Origin of the sequence: Sediminitomix flava (assembly GCF_003149185.1) — a bacterium.
GTDB classification, from domain to species: domain Bacteria; phylum Bacteroidota; class Bacteroidia; order Cytophagales; family Flammeovirgaceae; genus Sediminitomix; species Sediminitomix flava.
Genome location: NZ_QGDO01000002.1, coordinates 807,741 through 830,787, shown reverse-complemented (window position 1 = coordinate 830,787; position 23,047 = coordinate 807,741). Strand labels below are relative to the sequence as shown.

Below are 23,047 nucleotides of genomic sequence, written 5' to 3'. Positions count from 1 at the left end.
TCCTCATGGACAAAGAAAGAAAAGACAAAATCCAAAATCTAATCGAAGAACTAATTGGTGAAGCTATGGATGGCTTCAAAGAACAAGGTCGAAACAAAGGTGGCGGATTTGCTAGAGATATGGCAGACTTTGCTTACGAAATGGAAAAAGAGTTCGGGAAGAGGGGGAGAAGACGAGGCAGAAGGAATTGTGCAGATGAAGAAACCATCGTAATTGAAGACGAAAAAAATGACGCAAAATCTTCTAACGTAGATGTAGAAGTAAATGTCAAAAAAGATGATTCAGAAATTTCTCTATTGAAGGCTAAAATCGAAGCTTTAGAGGTACAACTTGCAGAAAAAGATGAAGTCATTTCACTTCTAAAAGAGCAAATGGCGACACTCAAAGGTATTATAGATTCAAAATTGTAATAGCATAATTAGTTTTACTCATATATACTCTTCATTCATTTGAGTTTCCCTCATTGAATAAGAATTAGAACCCATTCCAACTTTGGAGTGGGTTCTTTTTATTTTGGACGTATGGCTCATTTCAGAATATTCACACAACTATACTTTTGATAGCTTGTTAGCCTGTTCATAGTCTTGTACCTTTGTGTAAGGAATAAAGAATAGCGTTATGTATAAATTAGAAGATAAGGTTTATCCCTGCGATACAAGTTTGACAATGCGTTTTATTGGAGGAAAGTGGAAGTCTGTTATCCTTATACATTTACTTGATGGTACAAAAAGGTATAATGAAATCAGAAAACTAATTCCAACAATCACGGAACGTACGCTAAGTTTGCAATTGAAGCAACTAGAGGATGATAAATTGATTATCAGAGAAGTTTATACGGATAAACCGCCATTAAAAGTGGAGTATAAACTAACTGAGTTTGGAAAGACCTTGGAGCCTGTTTTAAAGTCTATTGCGGATTGGGGTGGGGTAGCTGCTGCAATTATGGAAAATATTGAGCTAGTAGAAAAAGGAGAAAAAAATAACGCTAAGGCTTAGCCCTAGCGCTATACAATACAATTTATAGATAGTTCTGATATGTTTTCTTATTGAGCGTCTACTACAGTCATTGTAACCATGTTTACAATGTCTTGAACATCTGAACTCATGTCAAGAAGCTGTACAGGACGGTTCATACCTAAAAGTACAGGTCCAAATCCTTCAACACCACCAATTTCTTGAGCCATTTTATATGAAATATTGGCTGCAGAAAGGTTAGGGAAAATCAAGACATTCACATTATTATCAATAAGTTCTGTGAATGGGAACTGAGCTTTTAACGTTTCAGGATTTAAAGCGAAAGTCGGCTGGATTTCACCATCAATAACCAAATCTGGTTTTGCTTCTTTCACTAAACGTAACACCTCACGCATCTTTCTTGGCTCTTTACCTTCTGTACTACCAAAGTTTGAATATGATAGAAGTGCAACATGTGGCTCAATATCAAATTCACGCTGTACGGTAGCACTCACTTGTAGTGTGATTTCAGCAAGTTGCTCGGCAGTAGGGTCACGGTAAATAGCGGTATCAGCAAGGAAAAGCGGACCTTTCTTTGTTAGAAGTACCTCCATTGATGACACTCTGTTTCCATCTTCTCCACCAATAATTTGAAGCATCGGACGAAGTGTTTCAGAGAATTGACGGCTAAGACCTGTTACAAGACCGTCTGCATCACTATTCTCAATCATCATGGCTCCATAGTAGTTTCTACGGTTCATGGCATCGCGAGCCTCAAATTCATTGACACCTTTTCGCTTACGGATATCGTAGAACATCTGAGCATATTTCTCACGATTTTCTTTATTTCCTTCCGAACGAGGGTCTATGATTTCAATACCGTCGATATCGATTTTCATATCCGCAGCTAATTTTCTAATCAAGCTGATTTTACCTAGAAGAACTGGTTTTGCCAATCCTTCATCAGATACAATCTGAGCAGCTTTCAAGATACGTGGGTCATGAGCTTCAGGCATAACAATACGCTTTGGTTTTTGTCTTGCCTTGTTCATGAGTGAGCGGATTACGTAATCCTCTTTACCCATACGTTTCTCTAGCTCTTCTTTGTATGCTTCCCAATCGTCTATTTCAAATTGAGCAACACCAGAATCCATAGCAGCTTTAGCTACGGCAGGAGCTACAGTTGTCAACAAACGAGGGTCCATTGGTTTCGGAATAATATAATCTCTTCCGAAAGACATTTTATCTTTATGATATGCTTTCAATACAGCATCAGGCACTTGCTCTTTCGTCAGACGAGCAATGGCTTTTACGGCAGCCAATTTCATTTCCTCATTAATTGCAGTTGCACGAACGTCTAGTGCACCACGGAAAATGAATGGGAATCCTAATACGTTATTTACTTGGTTAGGATGGTCAGAACGACCTGTTGCCATAATAATATCTTCACGTGTATCGATGGCAAGATCGTATGCAATCTCAGGATCAGGGTTTGCTAAAGCGAAAACGATTGGATTATTATTCATTTTCAATAGCATATCAGGTGTCATCAAGTCACCTTTAGAAAGTCCTAAGAATACATCAGCGTCTTGAATCGCATCTTCTAACTGATGAAAATCTAGTGCTGTAGCAAATTCTTTTTTATTTCCAGAAAGGTTATCTCTGTCTGCACGAATTACACCGCGGCTATCACAGATAATTACATTTTCTTTTTTAGCTCCTAAATCAATAAATAGTTTTACACAGGTAATTGCAGAAGCTCCTGCACCCGAAACTACAATTTTTACATCTTCTATCTTCTTTTCCGCAATTTCTAAGGCATTAAGAAGAGCTGCACCAGAAATAATAGCTGTACCATGCTGGTCGTCGTGCATGACAGGAATATTCATTTCTTCTTTAAGGCGCTTCTCAATTTCGAAACAGTCTGGAGCTTTAATATCTTCTAGGTTGATACCACCGAAAGTAGGCTCTAAGGCTTTCACTACTTTACAGAATTCATCAACATCGGTAGCATCTACTTCAATATCAAATACATCAATACCTGCAAAGATCTTAAATAACAATCCTTTCCCTTCCATTACAGGTTTAGAAGCTTCTGGTCCGATATCCCCAAGCCCTAACACTGCAGTACCATTGGAAATCACGGCTACAAGATTTCCTTTTGCAGTATATTTATATACATCTTCTTTATTGGCAGCAATTGCTTCACAAGGAACGGCTACACCAGGAGAGTATGCAAGTGCTAAATCTCTTTGTGTATTGGTCGGTTTGGTAGGGATAACTTCTATTTTACCAGGAGTACCCAATTGATGGTAATCAAGGGCATCTTGCTTCCTAATTTTGTCTTTAGCCATGAATTTTAGTTTTACAGTAAATCGTGTTGATATTTTCTATTGTATGACCGAAACGCTTATTCTGAACTAATTACAGTTAAGAGAGTAAGATTTATATATGGCTGATTTTAGTAAAGAATTGTGCGAGCGTTGGTCTTTATTTTTTATACAAATGATCTCATATTGAGTTAGATACTCAATACCAAAACTTGATTTTTATTATTTATTGTCAATTAAACACTATATGAGTTAGAGTTGAAGCCTCAAATCTAATAATTTTTTGTATCAAACCGCATTTCTGCAAAATTTTAAGTCTGAAAGCAATCTGTATGCTCTAGTGCAGAACTCTTTTATTGATATAAAAAGTTTCTGTAAAACTTAAAGTCTATATAGTTCTATATTTAAGGGCAATAAACTAACTTATCTGACATTTGTTATATGATGACAGACTTTTTAAACCTTTTAACCAAGTAAGGAATATGAACTTTTGTAGCCATTGTGGAAGCGATGCATTGGATTTTATTATACCAGAAGGAGATCATCTGCCAAGATACGTTTGTTCCAACTGCGGTACTATACATTATCAGAATCCTAAACTTATTGTAGGTTGTTTGCCTGTTTATGAAGGTAAGGTAATGCTTTGTAGAAGAGCAATCGAGCCAAGATATGGTTATTGGAACTTGCCCGCAGGCTTTATGGAAAGTATTGAAACGGCTGAAGAAGGAGCAAAACGTGAAGTTTTTGAAGAAACAGGAGCAACTGTGGAGATTCAAAGATTACATGTGGTTTATAGTATTCCGAAGGTTAGTCATGTGTATCTACATTTCTTAGCGGATATCAAAGATGGTTACTTTGTCGAGAAAACAGCTGAGAGTTTGGAAGTGAAATTATTTGACGAAAAGGATATTCCTTGGGACGAAATAGCCTTCCATTCAACGACCTTTGCACTTCAAAAATATTTTGAAAACCCTGAGGAAAAGGAAGTTCGTATAGGGTCTTTGGTACTTAACGAAGAATAATTTATTTTTTACTTAGAGCTAAAAACTGTTTCTGAACTGTTATTCTTATTTGATATGTCCTTGCATTGTTCTAGTTTTGCAAAAACAAAAGGTTAGGTAGATTTTACAAGATCATGTCGTCGGAAACAAAGTACATTTTCGTAACAGGAGGGGTTGCCTCTTCATTAGGTAAAGGAATTATTTCAGCATCTCTTGGGAAGTTGCTTCAAGCAAGAGGGTATTCGGTCACTATCCAAAAATTTGACCCATACTTAAACGTTGACCCAGGAACAATGAATCCATACGAGCACGGTGAGTGCTATGTAACAGATGATGGTGCTGAAACCGATCTGGATCTGGGACACTACGAAAGATTCTTGAACGTACCGACTTCGCAGAGTAACAACGTTACTACTGGTCGTATTTACTATAATGTAATCAAGAACGAGCGTGAAGGACATTACTTAGGGAAAACAGTCCAAGTAATTCCTCATATCACAGACGAAATCAAAAACAATTTTTATAAAGTTGCAGAAAAAGGTAACTACGATATCGTAATTACTGAGATTGGTGGTTGTGTAGGTGATATCGAAGCACTACCATTCTTGGAAGCGGTTCGTCAAGCTAAATTGGAGTTGGGTAGCCAAAGAGCTATGAATATCCATTTGACGCTTGTGCCTTATTTGAGTGCTGCGGGTGAGTTGAAAACGAAGCCAACACAACACTCAGTAAAACAATTGCAAGAAGCAGGTATTCAGCCAGACGTATTGGTGTGTCGTACAGAACACCCAATCGATTCGGGTATGCGTAAAAAGCTTTCATTGTTCTGTAACGTACAGCTTGAAGCTGTGATTGAATCAAGAGATGCAGAGACAATCTATGATGTGCCATTGTTGATGCGTAAAGAAAAGCTTGATGAGATTGTAATGAAGAAATTCGCTTTGCCAATGGACAAAGAGCCAGATTTGTCAAAGTGGAAGCATTTCTTAGGTAAATTGAAAAACCCTACTACAGATGTGAAAATTGTAGTAGTTGGTAAATATGTAGAGTTACAAGATGCTTATAAATCAATTGCAGAAAGCTTTGTGCACGCAGGTGCTATGAACGAAGCAAAAGTTTCTGTAGAATGGTTGAAGGCAGAGTTGTTGGTGGACACTGAAAACTTAGAAAAGTATTTAGGTGAAGCTGATGGAATTCTTGTTGCACCAGGTTTTGGTGAGCGTGGTATGGAAGGAAAGATCAACGCATGTAGCTTTGCTCGTGAACACAAAATTCCATTCTTCGGTATCTGTTTAGGTATGCAAGCTTCAGTAATTGCATTTGCAAGAGACGTTGTAGGTCTAAAAGATGCGAACTCATCAGAAATGGAGCCAGAGACGAAAAACCCAGTGATTGATTTGATGGAAGAGCAAAAGACCATCAAACAAATGGGAGGTACAATGCGTCTTGGAGCTTACCCTTGTAAGTTGAAAAAAGGAACATTGGCACACAAAATTTATGGTAAATCAGAAGTAAGCGAAAGACACCGTCACAGATGGGAATTCAATAACAACTATATTGAGGCATTTGAAAAAGCTGGTATGCTTGCTTCGGGTATTAACCCAGAGACTGGATTGGTTGAAATCGTAGAGATTGAAGATCATCCATTCTATGTAGGAGCTCAATTCCACCCAGAATTGAAATCTACAGTAGAAAATCCACAGCCAATTTTTGTGTCTTTCATCAAAGCAGCAATCGAAAATAAGAAGTAATCACTTCATAGATTAAAGACCTTTCCTCGAATGTTATGGGGGAAAGGTCTGTTTTTTTATATAATATCTCAGTAAAGTAAAACCTTCCATCTGATTTTTAGGTAAAATCATGTACCTTTGGCCTCTTGGAAGGAGAAGCTTCTTTGGAAGTCTGTCTTATCTTAGCGGATAAATAGCTTTGTAATTATCAATAAAATGGAGAATAATAAACAAACCTTAGGTTTTATTCTGATCACAGCAATGCTGGGGGTTTATATGTTCTGGTTTGCTCCAGAGCCTGTAGAACAACCAGACAATGCCGTACAGGAGACAACCTCAGTTGTGTCAGAAACAGCTACAGAAACAACAGAAAGCAACAATACGATTACTTTGAGTGATTCAGCTTTGCAAAACCAATACGGTTTGTTTGCTGAGGGGGTTCAAGGAACGGAGAAAGACATTGTACTTGAAAATAATGATGTAAAAGTAATTTTGAGTACAAAAGGTGGTACAGTTAAAGAAGTGCTTCTTAAAAACTTTACTGACCAGCATGACAATACACTTAAGTTGATTACAGAGGAAAGTAGCAATATTTCTGAAGTAGTGACTACTGATAAGTGGGGTGAAGTTGACCTAAACAAACTTTATTATCAAGTATCATCTTCAAATTCAAACGAGGTTACATTCACGCTTAGAGCAGGTGATAAGCCAGTTTTGAACAGAACTTACCGTTTGGAAAGTGAAGGTTTTATCATTCAATATGAGAATGAGTTTGCAGCTTTAAAACCATACGTGACTAAAGAAGCAGTGACATTCCGTTGGGTAGATCATATGCGTTTGGTTGAGTCTGACATGAAGCAAAGCCGTATGCGTTCTACTGTAAACTATTACGCAACAGACGATAGCTTTGATTACTTGTCACAAAACCCGACAGGAGATGATCAAGTGATTGTTGATAAGCCTTTGAGATGGGTGAGTATGAAGCAGAAATTCTTCAACTCTTCGATCATTACAGATAAGCAATTCAACAATGCAGACCTAGCTTGGACTGTAAACGAAAAAGATACTTCAGTTGTAAAGACTGGTGATGTTCAGCTTTCAGTGCCATTCGCAGATTTTAAAGATGGAAACATCAGATTCTACTTCGGTCCAAACGATTATGATATCTGTGACGAAGTAACTCCAGGTTTTGAACAAAACGTATATTTGGGTTGGGGGATTTTTGGTTGGATGAACCGAATTGCATTCATTCCTCTATTCAAAATTTTAGCTTCATATATTTCAAACTATGGTGTAGTTATTTTCATCATGGTATTGTTGATCAAATCAATCCTTTTCCCATTGACTTACAAGTCTTACTTGTCGATGGCAAAAACAAAGGTATTGAAACCTCAAATTGATGAGATCAAAGAAAGAGTAGGAGAGGATGATCCTCAGAAGGTACAAATGGAAACAATGAAGTTATACCAACAAGTTGGTGTAAATCCATTGAGTGGGTGTATTCCTATGTTATTCCAAATGCCTATTTTCTTGGCATTGTATAACCTATTCCCGAATGCCTTGCCTTTGAGACACCAAAGTTTCCTTTGGGCTGAAGATTTGACAACTTATGATTCAATCTTGAATTTACCATTCGAGATTCCATTCTACGGAGATCACGTTTCATTGTTCACTTTATTGATGACTGCTTCAACACTTATCTACACTCACCTTAATAACAAGATGAATGCAGGTATGCAAGCACAGCAAGGGCCAATGAAAGCAATGTCTTATGTAATGCCAGTGATGTTCTTATTCGTATTGAACGGATTCGCAGCAGCCTTGACATACTACTACTTCGTATCAAACTTGATTACAATTTCTCAACAAACTTTGGCTAAAAGATTTATCAACGAAGATAAAATCTTGGCTAAATTGGAAGAGAACAAAAAACGTAATGCAAGTGGAAACAAGAAGAAATCAGGTTTCCAAGTTCGTCTTCAAGAAGCAATGAAAGCAGCTCAAGAGCAGCAAGAAGCACAAAACAAGAAGAAAAAAGGCGGAAAGAAATAATCTTTCTTACTAATACACTGAAGCCCCAATAGAATTAAGTTTCTATTGGGGCTTTTTTATTTTTCAGATTAGGAGAAGTCCTTTGTATATCCATTCTGATTTTTTGAAATGTAACTGATTATTTCTGCTTTTATTTGAGTTAATTGTAATTATTTAAGCTAAAAATTATAAAAATATTAATATTTAATATCAATAATTGAAATCTGTCTTATATTTGGGTTAGCGTATTGAAAACATATTAATGTGTGACTAACTTTTATTGCTATGTTGATATCTACTACCAAAAAGAATAATGTTTTAAGAGACCTGTCTACTTTGCTGTTGAAGCACAAGCAAGAGATTATTGCTGAAAATCAGAGGGATTTAGAAGGAGCGGCTTCCTTGGATGCTACATTAGTTGACCGTTTGAAGGTTGATGAAGGTAAAGTGAAGGGAATGTCTGTTTCTGTAGATGAAGTAATGCTTCAAGATGACCCTGTCGGAACAGTTCTTCATGCTTATACACATCCTAATGGAATGAAGGTGGAGAATAGAGTAGTGCCTTTCGGTACAATTCTAATTATTTATGAATCTCGTCCTGATGTGACAATTGAGGCAGCAGTGAGCGCATTTAAGGCAGGGAATAAAATTCTTTTAAAAGGTGGTAAAGAAGCAAAGAATTCAAACCTGTATTTAGTGAAATTATGGCATCAAGCCTTAGTGCAAAATGATGTTTCTACAGACTATGTACAGTATTTGGATATTGATAGAGCAACTACACAAAAGTTACTTGCAGAAAATACACACAAACTTGACCTTATTATTCCAAGAGGAGGAGAGGGTTTAATCAATTATATCAAGTCTACTACAAATGTCCCATTATTGATTAGTGGTAGAGGAAATAACTTTGTCTATATCGATGATGAAGCGGATTTTGATATGGCAATAGATTTGGTTTTGAATGGTAAGAGCCGTTTGAGTGTATGTAATGCTATTGATAAAGTATTGTTGAATAGCTCAATACCTGAGTTGGAAGTGAAACTCGAAAAGCTAGTGACAAAAGCGAAAGAAATGGGCTTGAATGTACTAGCAGATCATACGATTGATCAATTAGATACTCGATTGAATGTAGTTGAAGGGGATGAGGTTTGGTCTGAAGAATTTTTATCCGAAAAAATACTTTTTAGTCAGATTGATACGCTAGAAAATGCAATCGAGAAAATCAATGAATATTCGGGTGGGCATTCAGCAGTAATTGTGACAAATAATAGAGATAAAGCACAGATTTTCCAGTATGGAGTTGATTGTGCTGCTGTATATCATAATGCTTCTTCACGATTTACGGATGGCGGACAGCTCGGTTTTGGTGCTGAAATCGCTATTAGTACTCAAAAACTACATTTTAGAGGTCCTGTAGGAATGGGGCAATTAGTTTCTAATAAGTGGTTTGTAGATGGAGAAGGACAAATAAGAGGCTAATGAGAAAACCAAGGATTGTACTTAAAGTAGGGACTTCAACACTAACAGCAGGAACTGACCGTATTTCGAGAGGTAAGATTGAAGATATTGCTAGGCAACTTATAGAACTGAGAGATACTTATGATATTATCATTGTGTCATCGGGAGCAGTAGCTACGGCACGTCAGTTTATCAATCTTTCCGCATGGGATTCAAATCAACTTCCCTCAAAGCAAGCTTTATCTGCTATTGGACAACCCAAATTGCTTCAGATTTATGCTGAAGTTTTTGCAGACTTTGGGTTGAAAGTAGCACAATGTCTGATGACATATAAAGATTTTGATAATGAGGAATCGAAGAAGAATACCCGTAATACAGTCAATGAACTTCTAATGCATGGTTTTATTCCTGTATTCAATGAAAATGATACCGTAGCGGTAGAAGAGTTGATTTTAGGGGATAATGACAAGCTTTCAGCCTTGGTAGCTACACTGGTGAGTGCCGAGAAGTTGATTATAGCTTCAGATGTTGAAGGACTATTTGATAAAAATCCGAATTTATACTCAGAGGCACAATTGATTCGGGAAGTACATGAATTGGATACTGTCGATCAATATATTGAAGAAAGGGAAAATGGTTTGGGTACAGGAGGAATGACCTCTAAAATAAGTGCGGTTAAAATTTGCTTCGATCAGAACATTGAAGTATTTCTATTGAATGGAGCACACCCAAATTTCCTTATTCAAAGTTTAAATGGGGAATTAGGTTTTACTCGTTTTTCACCAATTGCATCAAATTGAGACTCGTTTATATCAAAAAAATAAGGCTTGAACTTTCGGTTCAAGCCTTTCTTTTTAGTATTGATTTTATCATTAAATACCTCCAACCATAATGAATGGTGCCCAGTATTTTGGTGCATCAAATTTTTCTCTAAGCTGTTTTTTTGCAAGAACGAAAGCTGATTTCTTCTCCATGTTATCTTCTAACCAGTTTCTGTAGAAGTTTGACATGAGTTCTTGTGTTGCTTCATCTGATACTTCAAACAAACTCATGATAATGGCATTGGCTCCAGCTACAATAAATGCACGTTGAAGACCATAAACTCCTTCACCTACTTTGTCATCACCTCGACCTGTTTCACATGCACTCAATACGACAAGTTCCGTTTCGTCAAGGTCTAGGCTCATTGCTTCGTAAGCGGTAAGGATTGCTTCCTCTTTGTTAAATTCGTAAACATTCCCTTCATCCATTAAAGGACCAGCATTTGTGAGTAGCAGTCCAGAACGTAGAAGTGGGTTTGTAGCTTCTTTACCTTGAGTAAGAATATTGTCATCACTTTGGAGTTTGTCTTCATCTTCAAGGAAGAAACCATGCGTTGCAATATGGAATACTTTAGGACTTTTTACTTTCTTAACGGCTTCTTCTGTTGCTTCTTTATGGATAAACAAGTTGTTTGTGTTTCCAGATTGTGAAAGAAGGTCTTGAATCCTTTTTACCTCAGCTAATGTACCTGGAAGCTGTGTGATTCGTCTGTTCGTGTATTGATCGTACTCTTCTTCACTTAGATCATTGTAGAATACAGGATTACCAAATAATGCAATCTCGTTTACATTAGGATTGATTACTTCATCTGGTTTTTTAGCATTATCAATAAGGTCTTTGGTAGAACTAATCAGAGAAATATGATTTCGATCCAGGACATATTTTGAGTCTTCTGCTAAAAGTGCTTCCAAGTTCATTTGGTTGTAAACTCCCTCAGCCGATAAATAAATCGTATTATTCTCGTTTATTCTTTTAGCAATTGGCTCCCAATATCTAGTGTATGAATCGGTGTCTTTTAATTCGAACTCAATACAGGTTCTATAATACCCTAACCCTTCTTTTTCAAGATAATTTCCATCGGGTAATTCAACAATCTGAGCTTGCCCAGTAGGGTTAACGACCATTGCAGCATATACAACAGAGTCTGTAAATACTTTGTCAAAGTGTCTGAATCGGATCAGTTCGATTGCAGTTTCATCTTTTGCTAAAGACTTACGAACATCCTTCCAGCTTGTACGTCTTTTCTTTTTCTTAGAAAACAGACCAGAACGTTTACTTAATTCTTTTTCCAGATCATTGATTTCTTTTTCTAGTTGCTTTGGTGTTTGCTCCAGTTGTTGAGCATCATCTTGTGAAAGTGCTAACAGTTTAACAAGTTCAGCCTTCTTGTTTTCCCATGTACTGTATTGCTCAATTAGGATACTGTCATTACTAGCTAAGATTTTCTGACGTATTTTTTTAGAAGCATCCAGCAGTAGAGATTTAGTTTCCAATGTATTTGCATACATATTGGCTAACATCTTTTTATTCTTCGGATTTTGAACACTTAAATTACTGTAGAATTCGAAGTCGTCTTTGATCTTTAACCAATACTGTGTTTTTTCTCTACTGGTAAGCGCAGGGAAATATTTCTTGATAAAGGTATCGTATTGTTTAAGCGTTTTCTCGGTATACTTTCTAGCTTTCTTTAGATTATCCAAGTTGTAATAAGCTCTTCCAACATTAGCTTGAGCATCTACATAAAGTGGGTGATTCTTAGAGAAAATAGATGAATAAGTTCCTTTCGCATGCAAGTAGTGATTTAGGGCTTTTTCGAAATCAGTACCAACTTTTGTTTCAAGGTCACCCAAAATCATTTCAATATTCGCTGAATAGGTGTTTTTGGCTGTACCTAGTTTTTCAGTGAAAATTTTCTGAGCTACAAGCAATAGGTTTCTTGCTTCGTCATAGTTCTTTGTTTCTATCTCGTTAAGGGCGAGATTTCTCAGAGCCGAAGCGTACATTGGAGTGTCGCTACCTAATTGATTTTCGATGATATCAACAGCTTTCTGGAAGTATGGCTGTACGGTTTCAGGATCACTTCCTTCATACAAACTTACTAAGGCTAGTTCAGTGTAGGCTTGTGCTACTTGAACGTGATTTTCTCCATATGCCTCCGTTAAGATGGCTAAGGATTTTCTGATAAGTTCTTGAGATGTCTTATAGTCTCCAATGGCAGTTTTGATATTTGCCATCGTCTGAAGAATAGGAGATAAAGGCAAACTACCTTCACCAAAAGTTTCAAGACTAAGCTTATGAGTAAGCTCTGCCATTGAATCTGCAGCTGTATAATTACCTCTGATGTATTCTAATTCGGCAAACTGTCCATAAGGTTCGATAAGGAAACGGCTACTATCTCCGTATCTTTCCTTTCTTATTTTAATCGTTTCTTCAAGTAATTCTTGAGCTTCTGAATATTTTTCAGTGTGAATATAAAGCTGTGTACGAACGGCAATGTTAGACGAATTCGCTGAAGCTTTTGGTATACGTTTACTTAATCTTTCAGATTTATTTAAGTAGGATTGAGCTTGGTCGTAAAGCCCTAATAAGGCATTGTAACGAGCGGCTGTTTCTAATAAAGCTGCATGATCTTCATTGAAAGTTCCTCTTCGATAAGATTGATCATTAAAGATGTTTAAACCTCTTTCTAAAAGAGAGTCCGCTTCTTCATACTTTCCAATCTTGATTTCTACATCAGCAAGTTGGTTCAAACCAGATGCATACCTTAAATGGTCAGTACCGTATTTACTTCTTTTAATATCTTCAATCTCTTTAGAAAGACTTAGCGCTTCTGTAAAGTTTCCAATCATTTCAGAGAAGTTTGCGTAACCCTCAACAAATGCAGTGTAGTCTTTATGAGTCGGTAATAGCAAACCTTTTACATTCTCATTGAAATGTGTGTGGTAGATAGAATCTGCGTGATCAAACTCATTGGTGTATTGCATAAGATGAAGAGCTTGCTCTGTTTTTGTCATATGATAAAGCAGAGATTCTTCACCAAGCTGTAATTTTTGGAAATCTAAAAGTTGATTCTGATATGTTTTGGCAGCTTGCAATTCATCAGTAGCTACAGATACTTTATATAGTAGTTCAAGAACCTTTAATTTTTCTTCGTGATTGTCGGGTGTTTTTTGAATGTCATTAATCAGACGAAGTAATTTTCTTCTAGAACTTTTATAGTTTTTATTCTGATAGTCATTTAACGCATCCAGACGAACTCCAGTAGAATAATAAGGAGTTTCTCTACCATAGTACTTTGTGATGTTATGGTTGATTTCCCACCATTGTTTATTTCTTTTGGCTGAAAAAGCATGAGATGAATAATAGGAAATAATGTCTTCATGAATTTTTAAGTATTCATGATGAATAAGTCCAAGTACTCTTTCTGCTTTAAAGAGGTTTTTTTCAAATTCTTTTTTCAGTGCCAAATCATCAATCCCCTTATCTAATTGATTCATCAAATACTCATGGTAATGAATAGCGTAAGCAGGATCATTTTTCCCTAAAGCTTTCTTAATCCATTCTAGTCCATCTTTGAGCGTAATGTTAGCCAACTCATAATTTCCATGAAGTCTAAGGATTTCACCTTCCAATGTGAGGGTATGCGCATAATTACGTTTACGTTCTCTCGCAGCTCTACCTAAAACTTTCTGAGTTTTGACTTTTCCGTCAAGCAATGAAAAAATCTTCTCTTGTGAAGTGATATTCCCTTGACTTACTTCTTGAAGCCTTGGGGTAAGAAAAGATGCATCATTGTAATGACCTTTGCTTTTTGCAATACCAATTTTGGTGAGTAGATATTTTTCTTCGAATCTCTTATCCCAAAAAGCACCTTTATCTTTTATCGGGTTGATTATAGCTTCAGCTTCTTTAAGGTAAGAGTCTGCAGAGTGAATATCTGAGTATTTTAAATATAACTCAGAAGCCGTAAGCAAACTGATAGCATAAGCTAGCGGCTGACGCTCTTTATATTCTTGGAAATAGTCAATAGCTTCTGTAAGCGATACTTCAAAATCCGTATTTCCCATCGCTTGCTCATATCTTGCTTTGTATAAAGAAAGAACAGCGTATGCATATGGAGATTTTCGTTGATTACGCTTAGTTACTTTACCTTCTATTTTTTGAAGTGCTTTTGCGTATTCACCTTCTTGGTAGTAGCGTTGACTAGACTTTAATTGTGCTTTTTGAGCCATTCCAAAAAATGAATGACAGATGAAAACAATAGTTAGTAGTCGGAACAATGTTTTAGCCATAAAAATATTAAAGTATGAGTTTGGGCAGTAGTCTTTTTCTTTCAACTAAGTGTTCGAAAGTTAATAAATCTGATTTAAGAAAAAGTACAGAGCGAAGATTTCCTGTCGAAAAATCCTCTTTTTTAATGCTAGAGTTGAAATAATAGGAAATTTCAGTCGAATTTTTGTGAAAATATAAAGCCGAAGCATTAAAAAAACAGAGAGTTAGCTTGATAGAGAAAAATAAATCCTCTACCTTTGCGACTCATTTTATGAGCTTTTCAAAAGCTAAAGCATGATACTCAGCTCGTTAAAGCTATCGAAGCTTAACGGGTTTTTGTTTGTCCGCTGCTTATGAAAAGACGTGGAAAACCTATCACGTTTAACAAATTAATTATTTAATAGGATGCCTGGATTAATTGGTAAAAAAGTCGGGATGACTAGTATTTTTGATGAAAACGGCAAGAATGTAGCTTGTACGTTGATTCAAACTGGTCCTAACGTAATCACTCAGGTTAGAACTGAGGAAACTGACGGATACAACGCGATCCAAGTTGGTTTTGACGAAAGAAAAGAAAAAAGAACGCCAGCAGCTTTGAAAGGTCACTTCGCGAAAGCAGGTACTACTCCAAAGAAAAAGTTGGTTGAGTTCAGAAATGTAGAAGGTGAGTTCACACTTGGACAAGAGCTTAAGCTTGAGGAAGTATTTGAAGAAGGCGAATTCGTTGATGTAGCTGGTACTTCAAAAGGTAAAGGTTTCCAAGGTGTTGTTAAGAGACATGGTTTCGGTGGTGTAGGTCAAGCTACTCACGGTCAGCACAACCGTCTAAGAGCGCCAGGTGCCATTGGTGCTTGTTCGACTCCTTCACGTGTATTCAAAGGTCTACGTATGGCAGGCCGTATGGGTGGTAAGCGTGTAACGGTTCAAAACCTAAGAGTGATCAAACTTTATGCTGAAGAGAATTTGATTCTTTTGAGCGGTGCGATCCCTGGAGCGAGAAATTCTTACGTGATCATCGAAAAGTAATTTAAAACATGGAATTAGCAGTACTTAATATTCAAGGCGCTGAAACAGGTAGAACTGTAACTCTTCCTGAAGCGGTATTTGGTATTGAGCCTAAAGATCACGCGATCTACTTGGACGTGAAACAATACTTGGCTAACCAAAGACAAGGAACTCACAAAGCTAAGGAGAGAGCTGAAATTACAGGTTCTACTAAAAAGATCAAGAAGCAAAAAGGAACAGGTACAGCTCGTGCAGGTTCAATCAAATCTCCAGTTTTCAGAGGTGGAGGACGTGTTTTTGGTCCAAGACCAAGAAACTATGGCTTCAAATTGAACAAAAAAGTGAAAGAATTGGCTCGTAAGTCAGCATTGTCTTACAAAGCTACTGAAAACAACGTTGCAGTTGTTGAAGCATTCACTTTTGAGGCTCCTAAAACAAAAGCTTACATCGAAGTGCTTAACGCATTGAAATTCGAAGGAAAAACGCTTCTAGTTCTTCCAGAATACGATGCAAACGTATACTTGTCTTCAAGAAACGTTCCTAAAGCAAACGTAGTTGTAGCTGCGGACTTGAATACTTACGATATCCTGAACGCAGACAAAGTAATCTTTGTAGAAAGCGCAGTTGAAAAATTGGCTTAATCATTTAAAGCGAAAAAAAAGATATGCAAATCTTAATCAAACCTCTAGTAACAGAGAAAATCGCTGAGATGAATGAAAATGGCGTTTACGGATTCGTAGTGAACAAAAACGCTAACAAAATTCAAATTAAGCAGGCGATTGAAGCTAAATACGGTGTTACAGTAGAAAAAGTAAACACTGTAATCATGCCAGCTGAAAGAAAAGTGAAATATACGAAGACAGCTATCCTTGAAGGCAGAACTTCAGCTTACAAAAAAGCTTATGTTACTGTAGCGGAAGGTGATATCATCGACGTATACGAAAATCTTTAAGCGATTTGAGTGAACGGCTATTCCTCACTAGAGACTTAAGCCGTTCTTTAAATAAATTAGTTTTTCATTGTTGTGTATTGTTCCTAACGAGGGACAGTAATAGCAAAATTATCTTTAAAAAATGGGTGTTAAGAAGTTAAGACCAGTAACTCCAGGGCAACGTCATAGAATTGCCCCTACATTTGAGGAGATTACAAAAAGCACACCGGAGAAATCTCTATTGGCTCCAAAGAAACGATCAGGTGGTCGTAACAACACTGGTAAAATGACTGCTCGTTATATCGGTGGTGGACACAAGAAGAGATACCGTATCATTGATTTCAAAAGAAACAAGCACGGTGTTGCTGCTACAGTAGTTGGTATCGAATACGATCCAAACCGTACAGCTCGTATTGCATTGTTGGAATACGCTGACGGAGAGAAAACTTATATTATCGCACCAGAAGGTCTTCAAGTTGGACAAACATTGATGTCTGGCGAAGAAGCTACTCCTGATGTAGGTAATGCTCTTCCATTGTCGAAGATTCCTGTAGGTACAATCATCCACAACATCGAGTTGAAACCAGGTAAAGGTGCTTCTATGGTACGTTCTGCAGGTGGATACGCTCAGTTGTTGGGTAGAAAAGGAAAGTATGCAACTATCAAGTTGCCTTCAGGTGAAACAAGATTGGTTCTAGTAACTTGTTACGCAACAATCGGTACAGTTTCTAACGGAGACCACATGAACGTTCGTCTTGGTAAAGCAGGACGTAGCAGATGGTTAGGTGTTCGTCCAAGAACAAGAGGTGTGGCAATGAACCCAGTAGATCACCCAATGGGTGGTGGTGAAGGTAAATCTTCAGGAGGTCACCCACGTTCTAGAAATGGTCTTTACGCTAAAGGTCAAAAAACTAGAAAGAAAAACAAGTACTCTGATAAGTTGATCGTATCAAGAAAATCTAAGAAATAATGGCTAGATCATTAAAAAAAGGACCATATATTGATTTCCGCCTTGAAAGCAAAATCGAGGCGATGGATGCTTCAGGAAAGAAACAAGTTATCAAAACTTGGTCAAGAAGATCAATGATCTCTCCTGATTTCATCGGACATACTTTTGCCGTACACAACGGAAACAAATTTATTCCTGTTTATGTAACTGAAAACATGGTAGGTCACAAATTAGGTGAATTTGCTCCTACTCGTAACTTCAGAGGTCACATCAACAAAAAAGACAAAGGTAAGAGATAATGGAAGCAGTAGCTAAATTAAATAAATGTGCGATCGCTCCACGTAAGATGCGTCTTGTAGTGGATTCGATCCGCGGAGCAAAAGTTGTTGATGCTTTGAACATCTTGAAGTTCGAGCGTAAAGCAGGTGCTCCTCTTGTTGAAAAACTGTTGTTATCTGCAGTTGCAAACTGGGAAGCTAAAAACCCAGATGAGTCTATCGAAGATGCAGATCTTTTCGTAAAAGAGATCTTCGTTACTCAAGGTAGAACTTTGAAAAGATTCCGTCCAGCTCCACAAGGTAGAGCACACAGAATCCGTAAAAGATCTAACAATGTAACATTGGTGATCGATTCAGCTTCTGAGTCTTTGATCGATATCCAAGTGAAAGACGAAAACGAATCAGATAACTAATAAAACACAGTTTCAATGGGACAAAAAGTAAATCCAATTGGTCTTAGACTAGGATACATCAGAGGCTGGGAGTCAAGCTGGTTCGGTGGTAAAGACTTCTCAGACAAACTAGTTGAAGACGAGAAAATCAGAAAATATCTTGCAGCTCGTATTCCTAACCCAAGAGCAGGTATCTCTAAAGTGGTTATCGAGCGTACGCTTAAGCGTATCACTTTGACTATTCACACTGCTCGTCCGGGTGTTGTGATTGGTAAAGCGGGTGCTGAAGTAGACAAGGTAAAAGAAGAATTGAAGAAATTGACTGGAAAAGATATCCAAATCAATATCTTCGAGATCAAGAGACCTGAAACGGATGCGAAATTGGTAGGTGAGTCTATCGCTCAACAACTTCAAAACCGTGTATCTTACCGTAGAGCTATGAAGCAAGCAATTGCTAACGCTATGCGTCTAGGTGCAAAAGGTATCAAAGTTAAAGTTTCTGGACGTCTTGGTGGTGCTGAGATGGCTCGTACTGAAATGTATAAAGAGGGACGTATTCCTTTGCATACTTTGAGAGCGGACATCGACTACGCTTTGTCTGAAGCTTTGACAGTATACGGTATCATCGGTATCAAAGTTTGGATCTTCAAAGGTGAGGTTTACGGTAAGCGTGATCTTTCATTGAACCCAGATGCTGGTAAGAGAGATAACCGTCGTGGTGGTCAAAAAGGTGGTAACCGTGGTGGCCGTGGTGGCAACCGTGGTGGTAACCGTGGTGGCCAACGCAACAAAAGAGGTGGACAAAAGAAAGGAGAATAATTCTCACTTTCTCATCTATACAAAGCCCGAACATTATTGTTCGGGCTTTTCTTTTATATGATTTTTTGTGTACTTATTTGGACTGTAATTCAACTTTTTTGAGACTTTTCCGTAATTCATCAAAGGTTTAGATCGATTACGATTAGATGTTTATGTGGTTCTTAAAACTTATATCTCGATTACCCTTGTGGGTATTATATCTCAAAGCTGATTTTTTATATTTATTTATAGCTTACATTCTACGCTACAGAAGAAAGGTAGCCCTTCAAAATATTCAAAAAGCATTTCCCGATAAGTCAGATAAAGAACATAAGGAAATTCTTAAGAAATTTTACCGTCATTTATCCGATTTAGGAATGGAAGTCGTTAAAGGAATTACCATTTCAGAATCAGAAATAGTGAAAAGAGTGAGGTTTCTTAATAAAGAAATAGTGGAAGCAGAATTTGATAAAGGGTATTCTATTATCATCATGGCTTCACATCAAGGAAACTGGGAATGGATTTTACAGGGAGGTTCTGCACAACTATCCAAGCCGATGGATGCAGTTTATAAGACTTTATCCAACAAATTCTTTGACAAGCTTATGATTTCTGTCCGTTCCAAATTTGATGGAAAGCCAATACCAATGGATAAAGTTTTTCGAGAAATCATATCTAGAAGAAGTGTTCAGAGAGGCTTTGTGATGGTTGCAGACCAAGCTCCTCACAGAAGTAGCCCGAAATACTGGACAGAATTCATGGGATTGGATACTCCATTCTTTACTGGTGCAGACAGAATAGCTGTTTCAACAAACTATCCAGCTTATTTTGTAAAGGTTTTGAAGGAAAAAAGAGGTTATTACACCGTAGAATTTGTAAAACTTTCTGAAGGACCTTACGAAAAGAATAAGCATAACATTGTCAAGAAGTATGCTGAAGAGTGTGAAAAAGTGATCAGAGAACAGCCTGAAAATTGGCTTTGGACACACAATAGATGGAAGTATACTAGAGAAAAAACAAAGGCAGAGTTAAATCATTATGAATAAGATTTCTTCAGTAAATCAGGTGTTTAAATGGTTTTGTACTACTTTTACCTGTGTTTTACATAGAGAGGAATTAAACAAAATATAACTTTTACGACTTAAAATTTATATAAATTAATTGTATAATTGTATTAATGGAGTTTATAGTAGGATTGAGTTATTTTTTGCGAAATAATCACATTTTTATAGCGAATAGTAAAGCTTGACCTCTAAGTTTGCTTGGGTATTTGTTATATTTGCATTCGAAACTCTATAGATTAAACTACTCTCTAGATAAAAGAAATCCCTATGAGCAATTTATATTATGAAAGTGCCTACAGACCGTTATTAGCATTAGATTGTGTGATCTTCGGATATGAGAAAGGAACGCTAAAAGTTCTTTTGTCAAGAAGAAAGCAGGATCCATACAAAGGTGCTTGGGGTTTAGCGACAGGGTTCTTGCATGCAGGGGAATCATTGGATGAAGCGGCTTCCCGTGTATTGAAGAAACAAACGGGACTAGATAATATTTATATGGAACAACTTTCCATTTTTGGAGAAGTTGATCGTGATCCTACTGACCGTGTAGTTTCAATTGTATATTATGCTTTGGTAAAAGCTGACCTATATGACCAGGCCGTTTTAGAAGATAAGCAGGCTGCTTGGTTCCCTATTACAGATTTACCTCGATTGATGTTTGACCATGAAGACATGATACAGAAATCTTGGGGTAAATTGAGAAGAAAATCAAGATACCAACCTATCGGATTCGAGTTATTGGCTGAGAAATTTACTTTGCCAGAACTGCAATCGCTTTATGAAGCAATTCACCAGAAGCAGTTTGATAAACGTAACTTCCGTAAAAAGATATTGGCTACAAATCTTTTGATCAAATTGGATGAAAAACAAAAAGGTGTTTCTAAAAAAGGAGCCTATTATTATACTTTCATCCCAGACAAGTATGATGAACTTGTTCAAGCAGGTTTCAACTTCGAATTGAAATCAATGGCATTTGGTCAGTAAGAAATCTGAAAAAAAATTGTCTTTAGCCGTCTCTTTTTACAGAAGAGACGGTTTTTTATTTTAAAAGCTTTTGTATTGAGGTGGTACTGCCAAAATTGAGGAAAAAAAGTGCCAATGATCAGTAAAGCTTTAGGTTGTAATTTCTAATTTTGCAGATCACAGTTTTAAATTTTTGCATATGAGCCATAATGAGACAAATCATTCAGCAGAAGAAAATAATAGTTCGCTGAATTTTATTGAGTCGATCATTGAAGACGAACTCAAAGAAGGAAAACATGGTGGGGTAGTACATACTCGTTTCCCTCCAGAACCTAATGGATATTTGCATATCGGACATGCGAAGTCTATTTGTTTGAACTTCGGATTGGCTCAGAAGTACCAGGCAAAATGTAACCTTCGTTTTGACGATACCAATCCATCTAAAGAAGAACAGGAATATGTAGATGCCATTAAAGAAGATGTGAAATGGCTAGGATTCCAATGGGATGGAGATGTAAAATATACTTCTGATTATTTTGATCAGCTCTACACTTGGGCTGTCAAATTGATCAAAGATGGTAAAGCTTATGTAGACGAGCAGTCTGCAGAAGTAATTGCATCACAAAAAGGAACACCTACGGTTGCAGGTACAGCAAGTCCGTTCCGTGACCGACCTGTTGAGGAAAACTTAGCAATGTTTGAGAAAATGAAGAATGGTGAACTACCAGAAGGAGCTGCTGTTCTTCGTGCCAAAATTGATATGGCTTCTCCAAACATGCATATGCGTGATCCTTTAATGTACCGTATCATAAATAAGAGTCATCACCGTACAGGAGATAAATGGCATATTTATCCAATGTATGATTATGCTCACGGACAATCAGATTATATTGAAGGAATTACAAACTCTATTTGTACACTTGAGTTTGAAGTACACAGACCATTGTATGAGTGGTTCTTGGAGCAAATTTATGATGGAGGAATCAAACCTTCGCAAAGAGAATTTGCACGTTTGAACTTGAGCTATACTGTAATGTCTAAGCGTAAGTTGATGCAATTGGTAGAAATTGGAGCTGTATCAGGATGGGATGATCCTCGTATGCCTACAATTTCAGGTTTGCGTCGTCGCGGATATACGCCAGAGTCAATTCGTAACTTTGCAAAAACAATTGGTGTAGGTCGTCGTGAAAATGTAATTGATGTTGCTTTACTAGAGTTCTCTGTTCGTGAACATTTGAATAAAGTGGCAGACCGTGTAATGGCAGTTCTTGATCCTGTGAAATTGGTGATTGATAATTACCCAGAAGGAGAAGAAGAGTGGTTGGATGCTGAAAATAACCCAGAAGATGAAAATTCTGGAAGTAGAAAAGTACCATTCAGTAAAGTTCTTTACATCGAACGTGAAGACTTTAAGGAAGAAGCTAACCGTAAATTCTTCCGTCTGACATTAGGTAAAGAAGTTCGTCTGAAAAATGCTTATATCATCAAAGGAGAGTCTGTAGTGAAAGATGCTGATGGAAACATTACAGAAATTCACTGTACCTATGATGCAGATAGCCGTTCAGGAAGTGGAACAGAAGCTTCACAACGTAAAGTGAAAGGTACGCTACATTGGGTGTCAGCAGCTCATGCTTTAGATGCAGAAGTTCGCCTTTATGATCGTTTATTTAATGATGAAGCTCCTGACGGACACAAAGAGAAAGATTTTAAAGACTTCTTGAATCCTGATTCTTTGACAGTCATTTCAAACGCGAAGATTGAGCCTAGTCTTGCAGAGGTAAAACCATTAGATAGTTTCCAATTCCAAAGAATGGGTTACTTCAATGTAGATAAAGATAGCACAGCCGAGAAGTTGATCTTTAACCGTACAGTAGGTTTGAGAGATAGCTGGGCAAAGAAAAAATAATTACTTTTTAGAGTAAAGAATGATAGCCTCCTTAATTATTTAAGGAGGCTTTTTTCATTTCCATAGAAAATGTGTTTTGGCATACGGTAAAGATTTTAATCTATTAAGTCAGAATTGAACAATAGTTAGAAATTAAAAACTGACAAATTGAATGTCGATGATTCAT

Annotated in this window: 19 protein-coding genes; 17 read left to right on the top strand and 2 right to left on the bottom strand. The window is 37.1% G+C overall.

Going from position 1 to position 23,047, the window contains the following annotated elements; translation table 11 throughout:
- Positions 1-5 precede the first annotated feature (5 nt).
- Complete coding sequence (locus tag BC781_RS10495) at positions 6-410, top strand: hypothetical protein (RefSeq protein WP_109617335.1); 405 nt, start codon at positions 6-8, stop codon at positions 408-410.
- Positions 411-618: 208 nt separating this feature from the next.
- On the top strand, positions 619-996 hold the full coding sequence (locus BC781_RS10490; protein ID WP_109617333.1) for a winged helix-turn-helix transcriptional regulator: 378 nt from the start codon (positions 619-621) through the stop codon (positions 994-996).
- 47 nt (positions 997-1,043) lie between these two features.
- Here BC781_RS10490 and BC781_RS10485 read toward each other — a convergent pair whose 3' ends face one another.
- The gene (locus BC781_RS10485; RefSeq protein ID WP_109617331.1) at positions 1,044-3,308 is read right to left on the bottom strand and encodes an NADP-dependent malic enzyme; all 2,265 of its coding nucleotides are present in this window, start codon (positions 3,306-3,308) and stop codon (positions 1,044-1,046) included.
- 458 nt (positions 3,309-3,766) lie between these two features.
- On the opposite strand from BC781_RS10485, the gene BC781_RS10480 reads away from it, so the two are divergent.
- From BC781_RS10480 to proB, 5 genes are all read left to right on the top strand, one after another.
- The gene (locus BC781_RS10480) at positions 3,767-4,306 is read left to right on the top strand and encodes an NUDIX hydrolase (protein WP_109617329.1); all 540 of its coding nucleotides are present in this window, start codon (positions 3,767-3,769) and stop codon (positions 4,304-4,306) included.
- Positions 4,307-4,419: 113 nt separating this feature from the next.
- Positions 4,420-6,036 (top strand): CTP synthase, encoded by a 1,617-nt coding sequence (locus BC781_RS10475; protein WP_109617327.1) that lies wholly within the window; start codon positions 4,420-4,422, stop codon positions 6,034-6,036.
- A gap of 195 nt (positions 6,037-6,231) precedes the next feature.
- Positions 6,232-8,067: a membrane protein insertase YidC gene (yidC, locus tag BC781_RS10470; RefSeq protein WP_109617325.1), complete on the top strand. Its 1,836-nt coding sequence runs from the start codon at positions 6,232-6,234 to the stop codon at positions 8,065-8,067.
- Between the two features lie 264 nt (positions 8,068-8,331).
- The gene (locus BC781_RS10465) at positions 8,332-9,525 is read left to right on the top strand and encodes a glutamate-5-semialdehyde dehydrogenase (protein ID WP_109617323.1); all 1,194 of its coding nucleotides are present in this window, start codon (positions 8,332-8,334) and stop codon (positions 9,523-9,525) included.
- Entirely contained in the window at positions 9,525-10,304 is a 780-nt protein-coding gene (gene proB, locus BC781_RS10460; RefSeq protein ID WP_109617321.1) for a glutamate 5-kinase, read from the top strand. Before BC781_RS10465 ends, proB begins: the two co-directional genes overlap by 1 nt.
- Before the next feature lie 72 nt (positions 10,305-10,376).
- Here proB and BC781_RS10455 read toward each other — a convergent pair whose 3' ends face one another.
- The gene (locus BC781_RS10455; RefSeq protein ID WP_109617320.1) at positions 10,377-14,618 is read right to left on the bottom strand and encodes a CHAT domain-containing tetratricopeptide repeat protein; all 4,242 of its coding nucleotides are present in this window, start codon (positions 14,616-14,618) and stop codon (positions 10,377-10,379) included.
- A 385-nt stretch (positions 14,619-15,003) separates the two neighbouring features.
- On the opposite strand from BC781_RS10455, the gene rplC reads away from it, so the two are divergent.
- The 10 genes from rplC to BC781_RS10405 all read left to right on the top strand — a co-directional run bounded on the left by rplC (position 15,004) and on the right by BC781_RS10405 (position 22,881).
- Complete coding sequence (gene rplC, locus BC781_RS10450) at positions 15,004-15,624, top strand: 50S ribosomal protein L3 (protein WP_109617318.1); 621 nt, start codon at positions 15,004-15,006, stop codon at positions 15,622-15,624.
- Between the two features lie 8 nt (positions 15,625-15,632).
- A complete protein-coding gene (gene rplD / locus BC781_RS10445; RefSeq protein ID WP_109617316.1) occupies positions 15,633-16,244 on the top strand; it encodes a 50S ribosomal protein L4 in 612 nt (203 codons plus the stop codon).
- A gap of 23 nt (positions 16,245-16,267) precedes the next feature.
- The gene (gene rplW, locus BC781_RS10440) at positions 16,268-16,555 is read left to right on the top strand and encodes a 50S ribosomal protein L23 (protein WP_109617315.1); all 288 of its coding nucleotides are present in this window, start codon (positions 16,268-16,270) and stop codon (positions 16,553-16,555) included.
- Positions 16,556-16,676: 121 nt separating this feature from the next.
- A complete protein-coding gene (rplB, locus tag BC781_RS10435; RefSeq protein WP_109617313.1) occupies positions 16,677-17,504 on the top strand; it encodes a 50S ribosomal protein L2 in 828 nt (275 codons plus the stop codon).
- Positions 17,504-17,782: a 30S ribosomal protein S19 gene (gene rpsS / locus BC781_RS10430; protein ID WP_109617311.1), complete on the top strand. Its 279-nt coding sequence runs from the start codon at positions 17,504-17,506 to the stop codon at positions 17,780-17,782. Before rplB ends, rpsS begins: the two co-directional genes overlap by 1 nt.
- On the top strand, positions 17,782-18,174 hold the full coding sequence (gene rplV, locus BC781_RS10425) for a 50S ribosomal protein L22 (protein WP_109617307.1): 393 nt from the start codon (positions 17,782-17,784) through the stop codon (positions 18,172-18,174). The genes rpsS and rplV overlap by 1 nt, the downstream gene beginning before the upstream one ends.
- A gap of 15 nt (positions 18,175-18,189) precedes the next feature.
- Entirely contained in the window at positions 18,190-18,972 is a 783-nt protein-coding gene (gene rpsC, locus BC781_RS10420; protein WP_109617305.1) for a 30S ribosomal protein S3, read from the top strand.
- A 152-nt stretch (positions 18,973-19,124) separates the two neighbouring features.
- Positions 19,125-19,997, top strand: coding sequence for a lysophospholipid acyltransferase family protein (locus BC781_RS10415; RefSeq protein WP_158281439.1), 873 nt, complete (start codon positions 19,125-19,127; stop codon positions 19,995-19,997).
- Between the two features lie 285 nt (positions 19,998-20,282).
- Complete coding sequence (locus tag BC781_RS10410; protein ID WP_109617301.1) at positions 20,283-20,996, top strand: NUDIX hydrolase; 714 nt, start codon at positions 20,283-20,285, stop codon at positions 20,994-20,996.
- 178 nt (positions 20,997-21,174) lie between these two features.
- The gene (locus BC781_RS10405; RefSeq protein WP_109617299.1) at positions 21,175-22,881 is read left to right on the top strand and encodes a glutamine--tRNA ligase/YqeY domain fusion protein; all 1,707 of its coding nucleotides are present in this window, start codon (positions 21,175-21,177) and stop codon (positions 22,879-22,881) included.
- The last annotated feature ends 166 nt before the right edge of the window (positions 22,882-23,047 follow it).